This window comes from Mesoterricola sp. MK458 (genome assembly GCF_055384935.1).
In genome coordinates this window covers 3,108,243-3,122,267 of record NZ_AP045075.1, presented here as the reverse complement: position 1 = coordinate 3,122,267, position 14,025 = coordinate 3,108,243, and the positions used below count along the sequence as shown (strand labels likewise).

Genomic DNA, 14,025 nt, shown 5'->3' with positions numbered 1-14,025 from the left:
AGCTTACCCATGCGTCACAATGTCACCGGCAAGCGCCTTGGCCGTACCACCAACCAGCGCAAAGCTCTCATGAAGGGTCTCGCCATCTCGATCATCGAGCATGAGCGCCTCGAGACCACCCTCGTGAAGGCCAAGGAACTCCGCAAGTTCGTGGAGCCCTTCATCACCCTCGGCCGCAAGGACACCGTCGCGAACCGTCGCCTGGCCATGGCCCGGCTCGGCAGCAAGAAGACCGTGGAGAAGCTTTTCTCCGAGGAGTTCTCCGCCCGTTTCGTCGGCCGTCCTGGCGGGTTCACCCGCATCCTCAAGACGGGCCACCGTCTGGGCGACGCCTCGGACATGGCGATCATCGAACTCGTGGACTATGTCCTGCCCGAGCCCAAGGAAGCCGAAGCCGCCGCCGAGTAGGTTCACGGCCGCTTCAAGGAAAGGGCGCTCTCCGGGGCGCCCTTTCCTCGTACCGCCCTGGGCGATCCGCCTCAGGGGCCCGGCGGGCCATCCGGGACCTGCGCCAGGGCCGGATCCCAGGCCGCCGTCAGGAGGGTGGCTTCACGGCCGTTCAGGCGCAAGGTCCGTCGGATGAGGACCTCCGCGGTGGGCCCGGCCCCCTGGCGCAGGGTGAAACCCGCGGCCGGGTCACCCGTGAGGGCGAACCCATGGGGCATATGGCTGGCTGCGTCCCAGATGCGGAGGGTGATGGGCGTCTCCCCGGCCGTAAGGGGCAGGAACCGGGTGGCGTGGGGTGGCAGGGCGTAGGTTTCGGCCGCGGGCAGGAAAACCTGGAGGCGCGGTTTGACCCGGACGGACGTGCCTTTCCTGATGCGCCAAACCCCATGATTGGCAAGTCCCCCCTCCAAAGCGAACGTCCAGGTTGCGTCCGAGGCGTTGGTCAGGGTCAGGACCTGGGAGGCCGGGGATGCGGCGACCGGGGTCTGGGTGGTGGTCGTGGAGGTGGCGTCCTTCGCCGGATCCTTGGTTTCTTCGGGGCGGTGGCGGGTCAACGGTTGGAGGTTCGGGTCCGCCCCGTCCGCCTGGCGCTTCACGCCCCGGCCCGTCGGTACCAGGACGGGTGAGTCCTTCGGGACGGGCGGGTCCCAGCCATCCCCGAGGATGCGCACGGTGTCGCCGTCCACGACGCAGGGAATCCAGTGCGGGTCCCCGATGCGCTGATCGATGGTCACGAGAGGGCTCCCCTCCCCCTGGGTTTCCTGCTTCGGGAATCGAAGGTGCAGGGTCCGGCTCTTGCGGCGACGGCCCCGGCCGTCGCTGTCGAAGAGACCGACGGTGACGAACTCGGGGCCTCCCGGGGTGGGCCGGGTGAGGGTGAGGCGCTGGCCCGGCTCCAGGGGAACGTCGCGGACCGAAGGGCTTAGCCGGCGTTCCACCGCAGCCCCTCCGGGGAACACGAGCAGCTTATCCTTTCGGGGCTCCAAGTACAGGTGCCACCGGGACCGGGACAGGTTCTCGATGTGCAGGTTGAGATTGGCGCTGAGAGGGTTGCCGCATAGGCACAGCACCGTAAGGAACGCGCGCGCGGCGGCGGCAAGGGGGAGACCTTGACTCATGGCTGGGGGACCTCAGCCATTAAATTAAATCATTTATAAAACGACGCAAGCCTGTTGAAGCAGGGACCCTAGGCCAGGAGGCCGGCCAGGAAGCTGCCGGGGGCAACGTAGCCCTCCACGCGGTCGGGGCCGGTGCTCAGGTAGGCGATGGGGGTGTCCACGCTGGCGGTGAGGGCGTCCAGGTAGGCGCGGGCCTCGGCCGGGAGTTTCGCCGGGTCCTGGATGCCGCGGGTGGGGGTGCTCCAACCTTTGAAATACTTGATTTCGGGCTGGATCTCCTTCCAGTCCTGGATGCAGGAGGGGATGCGGTCGCCCACCCGGCCTTCGCCATCCCGATAGCCCACCACCAGGCCCACCTGGTCGAAGCCGTCCAGCACGTCCAGCTTCATGAGGCCCAGGCCGTCCACGCCGTTGACCCGGCAGGCGTGGCCGGTGATGACGGCGTCGAACCACCCGCAGCGGCGGGGCCTTCCGGTGGTGGTGCCGAATTCGCGGCCCAGTTCCCGGATGCGGTCGCCGGTGGCGTCGAGCAGCTCGCTGGGCATGGGGCCGGCCCCCACTCGGGTGGTGTAGGCCTTGGCCACGCCCAGGACGTGGGAGAGGGCCCGCGGAGGCAGGCCGGTGCCGGTGAAAAGACCGCCGATGCTGCAATTGGAGGAGGTGACGTAGGGGTAGGTGCCGTGGTCGATGTCCAGGAGGGTGGCCTGGGCCCCCTCGAAGAGGATGGATTCGCCCTTGCGCCAGGCGCTCCAGAGGTAGTCCTGGATGTCGCCGATCATGGGCAGGAGGGGCTGGGCGATGGCCAGGAGGTCGCGGGCGGTGTCCGCCACGGAGGCAAGGCCGCCGTCGGGGCCCAGGAGCTGGGTGACCTCGGCGTGGCCGTGGCCGATGCGCTCGGGGAGGGTGGCGGGGTGGAGGAGGTCGCCCATGCGAACGCCCATGCGGGCGGCTTTCATCTCGTAGGCGGGCCCGATGCCCCGGCCGGTGGTGCCGATCTTGTTGAGGCCTCCCTCGCGCCATTTGTCCAGGGCGATGTGGTGGGGCAGGATGATGTGCGCCTTGTCCGAGATCAGGAGCCGGCCGGTGAGGTCGAAGCCGCGCTTGGCCAGGCGATCCAGCTCCTGGAGGAAGACCTCCAGGTTGAGCACGACGCCGGAGCCGACCACCAGGAAGCAGCCCGGGTGGAGCGCCCCGCTGGGGACCTGGTGCAGGGCGATGCTGACGCCGTCCACCACGACCGTGTGTCCGGCGTTGTTGCCGCCCTGGAAACGCACCACGTTCCGGAACCGGGCGCTGAGAAGGTCCACGAGCTTGCCCTTGCCTTCGTCGCCCCACTGCAGGCCGAGAATGGCCAGATTTTCCGCAAGTACGCCCATGCGTCTACCCCCGTCTCCCAGGTTACCGCGCCAGGAAGCAAATGGGGACACCAGGACCGGATGAGGCTACCCTTTAGTGTCCGGTCCTGTCTCCAATGGGGGGGCGGGGTTCAGAAAGATCCGGGGGGCCGCATGTTCGAGAAATTCACCGAAAAAGCACGCCGCGTCATGTTCTTCGCTCGCTATGAAGCCAGCCAGTTCGGCTCCGAGAGCATCCAGAGCGGCCACCTTCTGCTCGGCCTCCTACGCGAGGCCGAGAAGACCTCCATCCAGCTGCTGGACCGCATGGGCGTCCAGACCAACCTGCTGCGGGAGCGTCTCATTTCCGCCCTGAGCCCGCGGGACAAGCGGCTCACGCCGAGCTCCACCAGCATCGACATCCCCATGGAGGAGGAGGTCAAGCGCATCCTCCAGCACGCCACCCAGGAGAGCGCCAAGCTCAACCACAAGCACGTGGGAGCCGAGCATCTGCTGCTGGGCATGCTCAAGGAGGAGCAGGGCCTCGCGGGCCGGCTCCTGAAGGAGGCCGGCGCGGACCTCATCGCCGCCAAGGAGATCCTCCTGGAAGCCACCAAGGAGGAGAAGATCGCCAAGAAGAAGAAGGAGCATCCGCTCCTGGCCGAGTTCGCGCGGAACCTCTCGGAACTGGCCGAGCGCGGCATCTTCGACAACCTCATCGGCCGCGAGACCGAGGTGGACCGCATCATCCAGATCCTTTCCCGCCGGCGCAAGAACAACCCCATCCTCCTGGGCGAGGCCGGGGTGGGCAAGACCGCCATCGTGGAGGGCCTGGCCCAGAAGATCCACGAGGGCCTCGTGCCGCCCAGCCTCCAGGAGAAGCGCATCTACGCCCTGGACCTGAGCCTGGTGGTGGCGGGCACCAAGTACCGCGGCCAGTTCGAGGAGCGCCTGAAATCCATCATCGCCGAGGCGTCCAAGGACCCCAGCGTGGTGCTCTTCATCGACGAGATCCACAGCATCATCGGCACGGGCGCCGCGGAAGGCAGCCTGGACGCCGCCAACATCCTCAAGCCGGCCCTTTCCCGCGGCGAGATCCAGTGCATCGGCGCCACCACGCACAAGGAGTTCGCGAAGTACATCGACAAGGACCGCAGCCTCGTGCGGCGCTTCCAGCCGGTGAACGTGAACCCCCCGGACGAACCCGAGAGCCTGCGCATCCTGGAGGGCATCCGCAGCCGCTACGAGCTGTTCCACCGCGTGCGCTACACCCCGGCCACCCTGCTGGCCTCGGTGTACCTCTCCAACCGCTACATCACGGACCGGTCCCTGCCCGACAAGGCCATCGACCTCCTGGACGAGGCCGGGGCGCGGGTGAAGCTCCGGGGCGGCGTGACCGTGGGCGAGAGCCACAAGACCGAGGAGGAGCTGCACCGGGTCATCACGGAGATGAACGAGGCCGTGCTCAACCGCGACTTCGAGAAGGCCGTGCTGCTCCGCCAGAAGGAAGTTCAGCTGCGCGAGCAGATCACCGGAAGCGAAGGGGAGCTGTCGGAGGAGGACTACGAGAGCTTCGCCGAAGTGACCGAGCGGGACATCGAGGACGTGGTGGCCTCCTGGACGGGCATTCCCGTGCGGGCCCTCAAGAACGAGGAAAAGGCGAACCTCGCCCACATGGAGGCACACATCAACGAGCGCGTCATCGGCCAGGAGGAGGCCGTGAGCGCCGTGAGCCGGGCCGTGCGGCGGGCCCGCACCGGCCTCAAGAACCCCTCCCGCCCCATGGGCTCCTTCCTCTTCCTGGGGCCCACCGGCGTGGGCAAGACCGAGCTGGCCAAGACCCTGGCCGGGTTCCTGTTCGGTGATCCCAAGAAGATGATCCGCTTCGACATGTCCGAATTCATGGAGAAGCACGAAGTTTCCAAGCTGCTTGGGGCCCCTCCGGGGTACGTGGGCTATGAGGAAGGCGGCATGCTCACGGACCGGATCCGGCGCAACCCCTATTGCGTCATCCTTTTCGATGAAATGGAAAAGGCCCACCCGGACCTCATGAACGTCCTCCTGCAGATCTTCGACGACGGTCAGGCCACCGACGCCTTCGGGAACCAAGTGGACTTCAAGAACACAATTATCATCATGACCTCCAATGTGGGCAGCCGGGAACTTCTCCCGGACAAGAACCTTGGCTTCGGGATAAAGGATGACCGTCCGGATTCGAAAGCTGGCGAAGCGCTCAAGGTGCTCAAGCGGACCTTCCCGCCCGAGTTCCTCAATCGCATCGACGAGATCGTGGTGTTCAACCGCCTCGGGGACGCGGAGCTCCGCAAGATCGTGCGCCTGCTCATCACCGACCTCAACCTCACCCTCCAGAAGCACAACCTGGTCGTCACCCTCTCCGACGAAGCCTGCGACCACCTGGTGCACACCACGGCGCGGGACCGCGCCTATGGCGCCCGCCCCCTTCGCAGGGCCATCCAGAAGATGGTGGAGGATCCCCTCGCCGAGCTCATGGTCGCCAAGGAGGAGGTGCCCGCGGGCATGGTCCACTTCGACCTGGTTGATGAAAAGCTCGTTCCATTGTTCACCGAAACGCCCGCCGTTACCGAACCCCAGCTCACCGAGGTCCAGGGATGATTCAAAAATCCGCCTAAGGGGCGGCCCGGTTCGCCGGGGGACCTTCCAGAGAGACCTACGGCCCCTTCGGCCTTGGGAATTCAATGCTCGACCTTATGTAATGGATCATGAATGAGATTGCTCGCCACACCCCAGCGCCCGACCCCGCGTCGCCCCCTTCTCGGCCGGTGGGCACGGGGCCTGTCACCCCTGGTTCTGGCGGCCAGTCTCCAGGGCCTGCCCGCCCTGGCCCAGGACTCCGAGGTGATCACGAAGATCGAGGTCATCGGGGCGCTGAAGCAGACGCCGGAAACCATCATCTTCAAGACCGGGCTGAAGCCGGGCGACGACCTGCGCAACGTGGACCTCACGGCGATCCTGGACAAGCTCTGGGCAACCAACGCCTTCGATGACATCAAGTTCCAGGCCGATGACGAAGAGGGCGGCAAGAAGCTGATCATTCTCGTCAAGGAGCGGCCCCTCATCAAGGAAGTGGACTTCCGCGGCGGCACGGAGGTGGGTCTTTCCGCCCTGAAGGACAAGATCAAGGAGAAGAAGCTCACCATCAACCCCGACACCGTCTACGACCCCGAGGCGGCCCGCAAGGTCAAGGACCTCATCGTCGACCAGTGCGCCGAGAAGGGCTTCCGGAACCCGGTGATCGAGGTGTCCCTGGAGAACATGGGGCCCGCCACCTCCCGCCTGGTCTTCGACATCAAGGAAGGGGGCAAGGTCAAGGTCTACAAGGTCGCCTTCCGCGGCAACAAGGCCATCAGCAGCGGCGCCCTCGCCAAGGTCATGACCAAGACCCGCAGGCACTGGATGTTCAGCTGGCTCACGTCCCATGACCTCCTGGTGGAGAAGAACCTGGACGAGGACCTGATGGCCATCAAGAAGGCGTACTGGCGCCTGGGCTACAAGGACGTCTTCGTGGGCAAGCCCACCATCGAGGTGCGGGACGTCACGGCCGAGAAGAACAAGAAGAAGAACGAAAAGCGCGCCCGGGAGGGCAAGTCGCCCAAGTACGACATCCGCGCCGAGCTGATGATCCAGATCCTGGAAGGGGACCGCTACTCCGAGGGCACCTTCAAGCTCGAGGGCAACGACAACGTCCTCAAGGGCGAGGCCGGCGAGAAGTTCTACCGCACCAAGATCGCCGAAGCCAGGCGGGACAACCACTCCTGGCTGGGCAAGCTGCTCAGCGTCAAGCCCGACATCCGTGACCCCAAGGACACCGAGAACCGGCCCTTCGACCTGGATTCCCTCAACATGGGCATCGACAAGGTCAAGGAAGAGTACAGCAACCTGGGCTACATCATGTTCCGGGCCGAGAAGAAGATGGACGTCCGGGAGGTGAACGGGGTCAAGAAGGTCGACGTCACCCTGAAGGTGGACGAGGGCGAGCTGTACACGGTGCGCCACCTCAATTTCGAGGGCAACAGCACCACCAAGGACAAGGTCCTGCGCCGGGCCATGATCATCAAGGAAGGCGACCCGTTCCAGACCGAGCTGTTCAAGGATTCCTTCACGGGCCTGGGCCAGCTGGGCTTTTTCGACGTGAAGGCCTCCGAGCCCAAGGTCGACATCGTCCCGGACAAGCCCCAGGTGGACATCACCATCCGGGGCGAGGAGGCCGGCGTCAACGAAGTGCTCTTCCAGGGGGGCTACGGTTCGGTGCTCGGCTTCTCCCTGGGCATGAGTTTTTCCACGCGCAACCTCGGGGGCGGTGGCGAGACCCTCAGCCTGAGCTACAACGGCGGCAAGTACCAGCGCATGGCCTCCGTCTCCTTCACGGAGCCCTACATCTTCGACCTGCCGTACTCCCTGACCACCAGCGTCTCGGACGGCACCACGGACTACGACGCCTCCCGGGTGGGCGCCGACTACGCCTACAAGCAGCTCTCCCGGTCCCTGGGCGTGTCCATGGGCACGCGCCTGGCCACCTTCATTCCCGGCAAGACCTGGGCCTGGTTCACCACCTACCAGGTGGGCTACACCTTCCGCACCCTCAAGATCGAGGGCGGCCGGAACTACTACTACCGGGACACCAGCTCGCAGCTCACCTCCACGATCAACAACTTCATCACCTACAGCACCGTGAACCACCCCTTCAAGCCCACCCACGGCACCAAGCTGTCCCTGGGCTTCGAGTACGGGGGCTGGCAGTTCGGCGGGGACCGGCCCTTCTACCGCACCACGCTGGAATTCGCCAAGTGGGCCAACATCGGCGAGCGGCACATCTTCGGATTCAACTCCAGCTACGGCTACGTGCGCAACCTGACCAGCGAAAGCCTGGCTATCTGGGAGCTGTACCGTCCCGGCGGCGAGAACTCCATCCGCGGCTACACCTATGGCCAGGTGGGCACGGCGGCCAGGGACAACACCAATAACCTGGTGGTGGTGGGAGGCAACAAGCAGTTCATCGCAAACGCCGAATACCAGTTCAAGATCGCCGACCAGTTCCGCATCGTGGCGTTCTACGACGCGGGCAACGCCTGGGCCCAGGGCGTCAAGATCTTCCACGAGTCCCTGCGCCGCAGCGCGGGGCTGGAGTTCCGGTTCTTCCTGCCCATCAGCCCGGCCCCGCTGCGGCTCATCTGGGCCCGCAAGCTCAATCCCTACGAGTTCGACTCCGAAGGGAAGACCCAGTTCCAGTTCAGCATCGGCACCACCTTCTGATCCCAAACCCCCCACCGTCAACCCGGAGCCACCCATGCGCATCCTGAACTACCTGCTGCCCCTGGCGGCCGTCGTGAGCCTTTCCGCCCAGGACATCACCCCCAAGATCGCCGTGTTCGTACCCGACCGGCTCATTGCCAACACCGTGCGCGGCCGCCAGCTCTTCGCGGAGCTGGAAGTCGTGAAGAAGAACCTCGAGGAGAAGCTCAAGGCCAAGGGCGAGGAAGGCGCGCGCCTCCAGGCCCAGCTCCAGTCCCCCAGCATCAGCGACGCGGGCAAGGAGCAGATCACCAAGCAGCTTCGCGACGCCGACTACGAGTTCAAGAAGCTCCAGGAGGACAGCCAGGCCGAGTTCCAGAAGACCCAGCAGAAGGTCTTCGGCCAGTTCCAGCAGGAGGTCGGCCCCATCGTCGACGCGGTGGCCAAGGAGCAGAAGATCCAGCTGGTGCTGCAGTACCAGCAGGGCCTCATCGCCTACGGCGAGGAGGCCTGGATGCTGGCCTTCACCAACGAAGTGGCCAAGCGCTTCGACGCCAAGGCTCCCGCAGGTCAGCCGGCCGCCAAGCCCGCCGCCGCCCCCAAGCCTGCCGCCAAGCCCGCCACCCCCAAGAAGTAGGCCTAACGACCGGTAGAACCGTAACCGCCACCGCCGCGCTGGGTGTCCCCCAGGGCGGCGGTGCCGCGTTCGGGGCGCCATTCCCAGGTCGGCACGGGCGCCAGGAGGAACTGGGCGATGCGCTCGCCCCGGGCCAGGGTGAACGGCTCGCTGCCGTGGTTGATCAGCACCACCGCTACCTCCCCCCGGTAGTCCGCGTCGATGGTGCCGGGGGCGTTGAGCACGGTGACGCCGTGCCTGAAGGCCAGCCCGGACCGGGGGCGCACCTGCCCCTCGAAGCCCTCGGGGATGGCCATCACCAGGCCGGTGGGCACCAGGCGGCGCTCGCCGGGCGCCAGGGTCCAGGTCTCCCCCTCGGGAAGGGCGGCCCGCAGGTCGAGGCCGGCCGCGTGGGGCGTGGCCCTTTCGGGCAGGGGGAGGCCCTCGCCGTGGGGCAGGAAGGTGACTGGAACCTGGATCATGGAATCTCCGCGATGCCCTCCACCTTAACGCGTCCCTAACCCGGAATGCCCCTTAGTGCGTTACCTTTCATGAATGCGGAGGTCACCATGAGGATCGGGATTGCTTTGGCGACGTTGACGGTCTGCGCGTGCCTGGGCGCGGCCGACGGGCCCGGCTCCGGCAACCGCACCGAGACCCACCTGGAGAAGCTGGCCTATGGTTCGAAGCTCTGGGTGAAGAACCGCAACGGAGCCATCCGGGTGGTGGGCTGGGACAAGGAGGAAGTCTCGCTGGTGGCCATGATCCGGGACACCCCCAAGCGCAAGATCGACCTGGTGGTGCAGCATGTGGGCCCTGACCTGGACATCGAGGCGCAGTTCCAGCAGCCCGTGGTGGTCTTCAGCTTCGGCTTCTCCCCCAGCCCGCGCTGCGAGATGACACTGAACGTGCCCCGCAAGCTCCTGGGCCACTTCCGCACCACCAACGGCTCGGTCACCGTCTCCAGCCTCGAGGGCTACGCCCGGTGCGAGACCACCAACGGCGACGTGGTGCTCCGGGACCTCAAGGGCGAGGCCCTGGCGGAGACCACCAACGGCGCCCTGGAGGCCTACGGGCTCAAGGCCCGGCTCAGGGGCGGCACCACCAACGGCCGGGTCCACCTCGAGGACGTGCAGGGCGGCATCCAGGTGGAGACCACCAACGGCGGCGTCACCGCCAAGAACCTGGACGGCTGGGGCGAAGGGATCCGCCTGGAGACCACCAACGGCGGCATCGAAGTGGTGCTGGGCCGGGCCACCGGGGACATCCACGCGGAGAACCACCACGGTTCCATTGATATCAAGGTGCCTGGCGCCACGGTGATGGAATCGGGCAAGCATTCGGCGTGGGTGAAGGTTCCGGGCCGGGAGCAGAAGATCACCCTGGAAACCAGCAACGGCGGCATCACGGTCCGCTAATCTGGAGGGATGTTCGACCCGAGACCGTTCTTCCTGGCCTTCCTGGGCGCGGCCTGCGCAGCCCAGATCATCCAGCCGCCCGACGTGGCGGACCGGACCCTCTCCAACGGCGTGAAGGTCCTGATGGTTGAACGCCCGGGCCTCGGGGCCGTGCGGGCGGACCTCTTCCTCCAGGGCGGGCGGACCGGCACCGGGGACCTGGCCCCCGCGGCCGCCGACCTCCTGGCGCGCACCCTCTTCCGGCGCCAGCCCCCGGTCCAGGTGGAGAAGGACCTGGACCTGGCCCTGCGCCAGGAGGGCACCACCTTCGAGACCCTGCGCCTGGAAGGGCTCCGCCAGGCCCGTCGCCCGGACCGGGCCCCCTCGCCGGAGCTCCCGGCCCTGCAGGCCATGCACCAGGCCGCCCTGGCGGCCATCCAGGAACGCATGCGCCCCTCGGACGCCTGGGATGAGGTGGACGAGCTGGGGGGCACCCACCGGACCCTCGAGGTGACCGCGGACTACATCACCCACGGGGTCGACCTTCCCGCCGGGCGCCTGGAAGCCTGGTGCCGGTTGGAGGCCGCGCGCCTGGCCCAGCCGCCCCTGGCCCGCTTTCCCCTGGAACGGGAGCGGCTGCTGCTGGAGGTGGACGGCGGGAACCCCCCGTGCCCCTCCTCCCTTTCGGTGCTCCTGTCCATGGCCCTGGCCGGGCGGCCCTATGCCCAGGCTTCGGAGTTCCACCGCTCCGACGTGGCGTCCATCACCCTGGCCGACCTGAGGACCCTGGGACGCCGGCTGCTGGCCCCCGGGCGCATGACCCTGGTGCTGGTGGGCGATTTCCGGGGCGAGGCCATCCTGCCGGCCCTGGAACGGGCCTTCGGGGCCCTGGGCAAGGGGGAGGCCGCCCCGGCGCCCTCGCCCTTCAAGGACGACGACCCCATGAATGCGTTGGAGTCCCCCGCGGGACGCAAGATGCTGGTGAGCACCACCGGCGAGACGCGGATCATCGTGGGCTGGCGGGTCCCCCCGGCCAACCACCCCGACGGCCCCGCCCTGCGCGCCCTGGCCCAGGTCATGGCCGGCAGCCCCAGCTCCCGTCTGAACCAGATGCTCCTCACCACCAAGGGCATCGCCAGTTCCCTCACCCTGAGCCTCGGCGTGCCCGGGCAACGGGACCTGAACCTCCTGGTGCTGGACGCCGAGCCCGCCCCGGGCCACTCCCTGGGCGAGCTGGAGCAGGCCATCATGGGCGAAATCCTCCGCCTGCAGCGGGAACCCCTTCCCGAGGCGGAGGTGCGCCGGGCCCAGGTGCAGCTGGAGGGGATCCAGATCCAGGTGCAGGAGGACGCGGCCACCCTGGCCGGCGTCCTGGGGAAGGCCCACTGCCAGGGCGGCGACTGGCGCCTGGCCTTTCGGGCCCTCTCCGCCGCCCGGGACCTCCGGCCTTCGGACGTGCAGGCCGCGGCCCGCACCTACCTGGTGCCCTCCCGCATGACCCTGGCGCAGTTCGGCCCGGATCCCCTGCTCCTGCCCCTGGACCAGACGGAGAGCCGCCTCGTCCAGGTCCTCAACGCGTTGGTGCAGCGGCGCCTGTCGGACCCCGTGGAGGCCCAGGGCGTGCTCCGGGAGGCGCTCCGCCAGTTGCGCATGCTGAGCCCCGGGGAGCGCCTGCAGACCCTCAAGCTCCTGGAAGCCCAGGTGACCCCATGAGGGGCTGCCTGTTCCTGGCCTGCGCCGCGCTGGCGGCCGCCCCGGGCCCCCAGACCTTCAGCCTCCCCTCCGGCCTGCGGTGCGTTCTGCTGGAAAACCATGACCAGCCCCTCATCCGGGCGGAACTGGCCACCCGGTGGGAACGCGAGCCCCGGCCCGGAACGGCGGGATTCCTGGCCCAGCTCCTGCGGGCGGGGGGCGCGGGAGGGTATTCCAGGGCGGAGTTCAACCGGGCCCTGGACGACCTGGGCATCACCTTCGCGTTCGAGAGCCGGCCGAACCTCTACCGGTGGACCCTGGCCACCGACAGCCGCAACCAGGAGCCGGCCATGGAACTGCTGGCGGACGCCGTCTTCCGGCCCGCCTTCGACCCGGGGACCCTGGCGGCCCAGCGCCTGGCCGCGGGCCGGTGGCTCGCCGCCGCCACCGCCGCCGAACGCGGGCGCGCGCGCTTCCTGTGGGCCCTGGGGGATCCGGAGGTGGACCTGCCCCCCGCGGAGGGCGCCGTGGACGCCCTGGACTTCGCGGCGCTCCAGGCCTTCCGGCGCGCTGCGGTGCGCCCCGAGCGCTCCTGTCTGGTGCTGCACGGAGACCTGAGCCTGACCCAGGCCAAGGAACTGGTTTTCCTTCATTTCGGTCTGTGGGGGCCGGCGCTTGCGCCCGCGGGGGAGGCGGCCCCGCCCGCGGCGCCCGAACCCAGACTCCTGGAGGTGCTGGAGGGCGGGGAAGCCGAGCTTTGGGCCGGGCGCCCAAGCACCTCCTGCGACCCGGCGGTGCTGGAACTGCTGGAGGACCTCCTGGGGCAGCTTCCCGGGGTGCTGGCTCCGGGCCTCGCCCGCACGTGCACCGTCGGTCCCGGGCGTCCCCTGCTGGTGAAGGTGAAGGCGGGCGCCGGCGGGCGGGCCGGGCTGGTGGCCGCCCTCCTGGATACCCTGGACGCCCTGCGCACCCGGGGCTTCACGGACCCGGACCTGGAGCGGGCCCGGGCGCGGTGGCGAGCCCGGCTGGACGCCTTGCCCCTGCACCCGCAGGACCTGGTGCGCCGGGAGCAGGAGGGGGTGCTGGATCCGGCCTTCCGCCAGCGGGTGGAGGCCGTTCGGTTGAAGGACCTCAACGGCGCCCTGGCCGCCCTGCTGGCGCCGGGCGACCTGAGGTTCCTCCTTCTGGGCGGGGACGACGCCCTGGCGCAGCAAGCCGAGAAGGCGGGCCTGGGGCCCGCCGTGGCGATCAGATAGCCGGTTCGGGCTGGACGCCGAAGCGGGCCGCCAGGTCCAAGTACCGGTCCCGGATCCCCTGGATGACGTCACCGGGGAGGTGGGGCGCGGGGGGCTGCTTGTTCCAGTGGGCCAGGGTCTCCAGGTAGTCCCGCAGGAACTGCTTGTCGAGGCTGGGCGGGTTGGCGCCGGGTTGCCAGGCGTCGGCCAGCCAGTAGCGGCTGGAGTCGGGCGTGAGCACCTCGTCGATGAGCATCAGGCTGCCGTCCTCCAGGAGCCCGAACTCGAACTTGGTGTCGGCCAGGATGATGCCCCGCTCCAGGGCACGTTCGCACCCCCGCTGGTACAGGGCCAGGCTGGCGGTGCGCACCCGGGCCGCCAGGTCAGGGCCGATGAGGCCGGCCATGGTGGCGAAGTCGATGTTCTCGTCGTGGCCCTCCTCGGCCTTGGTGGAGGGGGTGAAGATGGGTTCGGGCAGACGGTCGGCATTCCGCAGGCCGGGGGGCAGGGCGATGCCGCAGACGGTGCCGCGCTGGGTGTATTCCTTGAGGCCGGACCCCGCCAGGTAGCCGCGCACCACGCACTCCACGGGCAGGGGCGCGGTCTTGCGCACCAGGATGGAGCGGCCCCGCAGCAGGCTCGCGAAGGGACGCAGCACCTCGGGATAGGCCTCCACGTCGGTGGCTTCCAGGTGGTTGGGGAGGATGTCCGCGGTGGCGCCGAACCAGAAATTGGCCACCTGGGTGAGGATGCGGCCCTTGCCGGGGATGCCTTCGGGCATGATGCAGTCGAAGGCGGAGATGCGGTCGGTGGCCACGATGAGGAGGCTGCGCCCGAGGTCATAGACATCCCGCACCTTGCCGCGCCGGAAGGCGGGGAGGGGCAGGTCGGTTTTCAGGAGTGCGTCCATGGGGT

11 protein-coding genes are annotated in these 14,025 nt (G+C 68.1%); 7 read left to right on the top strand and 4 right to left on the bottom strand.

Going from position 1 to position 14,025, the window contains the following annotated elements; all coding sequences use genetic code 11:
- The first annotated feature begins 9 nt into the window (after positions 1–9).
- Positions 10–408: a 50S ribosomal protein L17 gene (rplQ, locus tag ACZ5LB_RS13495; protein WP_464602746.1), complete on the top strand. Its 399-nt coding sequence runs from the start codon at positions 10–12 to the stop codon at positions 406–408.
- Between the two features lie 71 nt (positions 409–479).
- On the opposite strand, the gene ACZ5LB_RS13490 is transcribed toward rplQ, so the two are convergent.
- On the bottom strand, positions 480–1,565 hold the full coding sequence (locus ACZ5LB_RS13490) for a hypothetical protein (protein WP_464602745.1): 1,086 nt from the start codon (positions 1,563–1,565) through the stop codon (positions 480–482).
- Positions 1,566–1,633: 68 nt separating this feature from the next.
- Entirely contained in the window at positions 1,634–2,941 is a 1,308-nt protein-coding gene (locus tag ACZ5LB_RS13485) for an adenylosuccinate synthase (RefSeq protein ID WP_464602744.1), read from the bottom strand.
- 132 nt (positions 2,942–3,073) lie between these two features.
- Between ACZ5LB_RS13485 and ACZ5LB_RS13480 the strand changes: the two genes are divergently transcribed.
- The 3 genes from ACZ5LB_RS13480 (at position 3,074) to ACZ5LB_RS13470 (ending at position 8,807) form a co-directional block, all read left to right on the top strand.
- On the top strand, positions 3,074–5,533 hold the full coding sequence (locus ACZ5LB_RS13480) for an ATP-dependent Clp protease ATP-binding subunit (RefSeq protein WP_464602743.1): 2,460 nt from the start codon (positions 3,074–3,076) through the stop codon (positions 5,531–5,533).
- A gap of 111 nt (positions 5,534–5,644) precedes the next feature.
- Positions 5,645–8,191 (top strand): outer membrane protein assembly factor BamA, encoded by a 2,547-nt coding sequence (bamA, locus tag ACZ5LB_RS13475; RefSeq protein ID WP_464602742.1) that lies wholly within the window; start codon positions 5,645–5,647, stop codon positions 8,189–8,191.
- A gap of 34 nt (positions 8,192–8,225) precedes the next feature.
- On the top strand, positions 8,226–8,807 hold the full coding sequence (locus ACZ5LB_RS13470) for an OmpH/Skp family outer membrane protein (protein ID WP_464602741.1): 582 nt from the start codon (positions 8,226–8,228) through the stop codon (positions 8,805–8,807).
- A gap of 2 nt (positions 8,808–8,809) precedes the next feature.
- On the opposite strand, the gene dut is transcribed toward ACZ5LB_RS13470, so the two are convergent.
- Positions 8,810–9,268, bottom strand: a complete 459-nt coding sequence (dut, locus tag ACZ5LB_RS13465; protein WP_464602740.1) for a dUTP diphosphatase — start codon at positions 9,266–9,268, stop codon at positions 8,810–8,812.
- Positions 9,269–9,355: 87 nt separating this feature from the next.
- Between dut and ACZ5LB_RS13460 the strand changes: the two genes are divergently transcribed.
- From ACZ5LB_RS13460 to ACZ5LB_RS13450, 3 genes are read left to right on the top strand one after another with little or no spacing between them, the layout of a single operon-like run.
- Complete coding sequence (locus tag ACZ5LB_RS13460) at positions 9,356–10,204, top strand: DUF4097 family beta strand repeat-containing protein (protein ID WP_464602739.1); 849 nt, start codon at positions 9,356–9,358, stop codon at positions 10,202–10,204.
- A gap of 9 nt (positions 10,205–10,213) precedes the next feature.
- A complete protein-coding gene (locus tag ACZ5LB_RS13455; RefSeq protein ID WP_464602738.1) occupies positions 10,214–11,896 on the top strand; it encodes a M16 family metallopeptidase in 1,683 nt (560 codons plus the stop codon).
- Positions 11,893–13,131, top strand: coding sequence for a M16 family metallopeptidase (locus tag ACZ5LB_RS13450; protein ID WP_464602737.1), 1,239 nt, complete (start codon positions 11,893–11,895; stop codon positions 13,129–13,131). Before ACZ5LB_RS13455 ends, ACZ5LB_RS13450 begins: the two co-directional genes overlap by 4 nt.
- On the opposite strand, the gene ACZ5LB_RS13445 is transcribed toward ACZ5LB_RS13450, so the two are convergent.
- On the bottom strand, positions 13,124–14,020 hold the full coding sequence (locus tag ACZ5LB_RS13445; RefSeq protein WP_464602736.1) for a phosphoribosylaminoimidazolesuccinocarboxamide synthase: 897 nt from the start codon (positions 14,018–14,020) through the stop codon (positions 13,124–13,126). The two genes, ACZ5LB_RS13450 and ACZ5LB_RS13445, sit on opposite strands and share 8 nt — an antisense overlap.
- Positions 14,021–14,025: the final 5 nt, after the last annotated feature.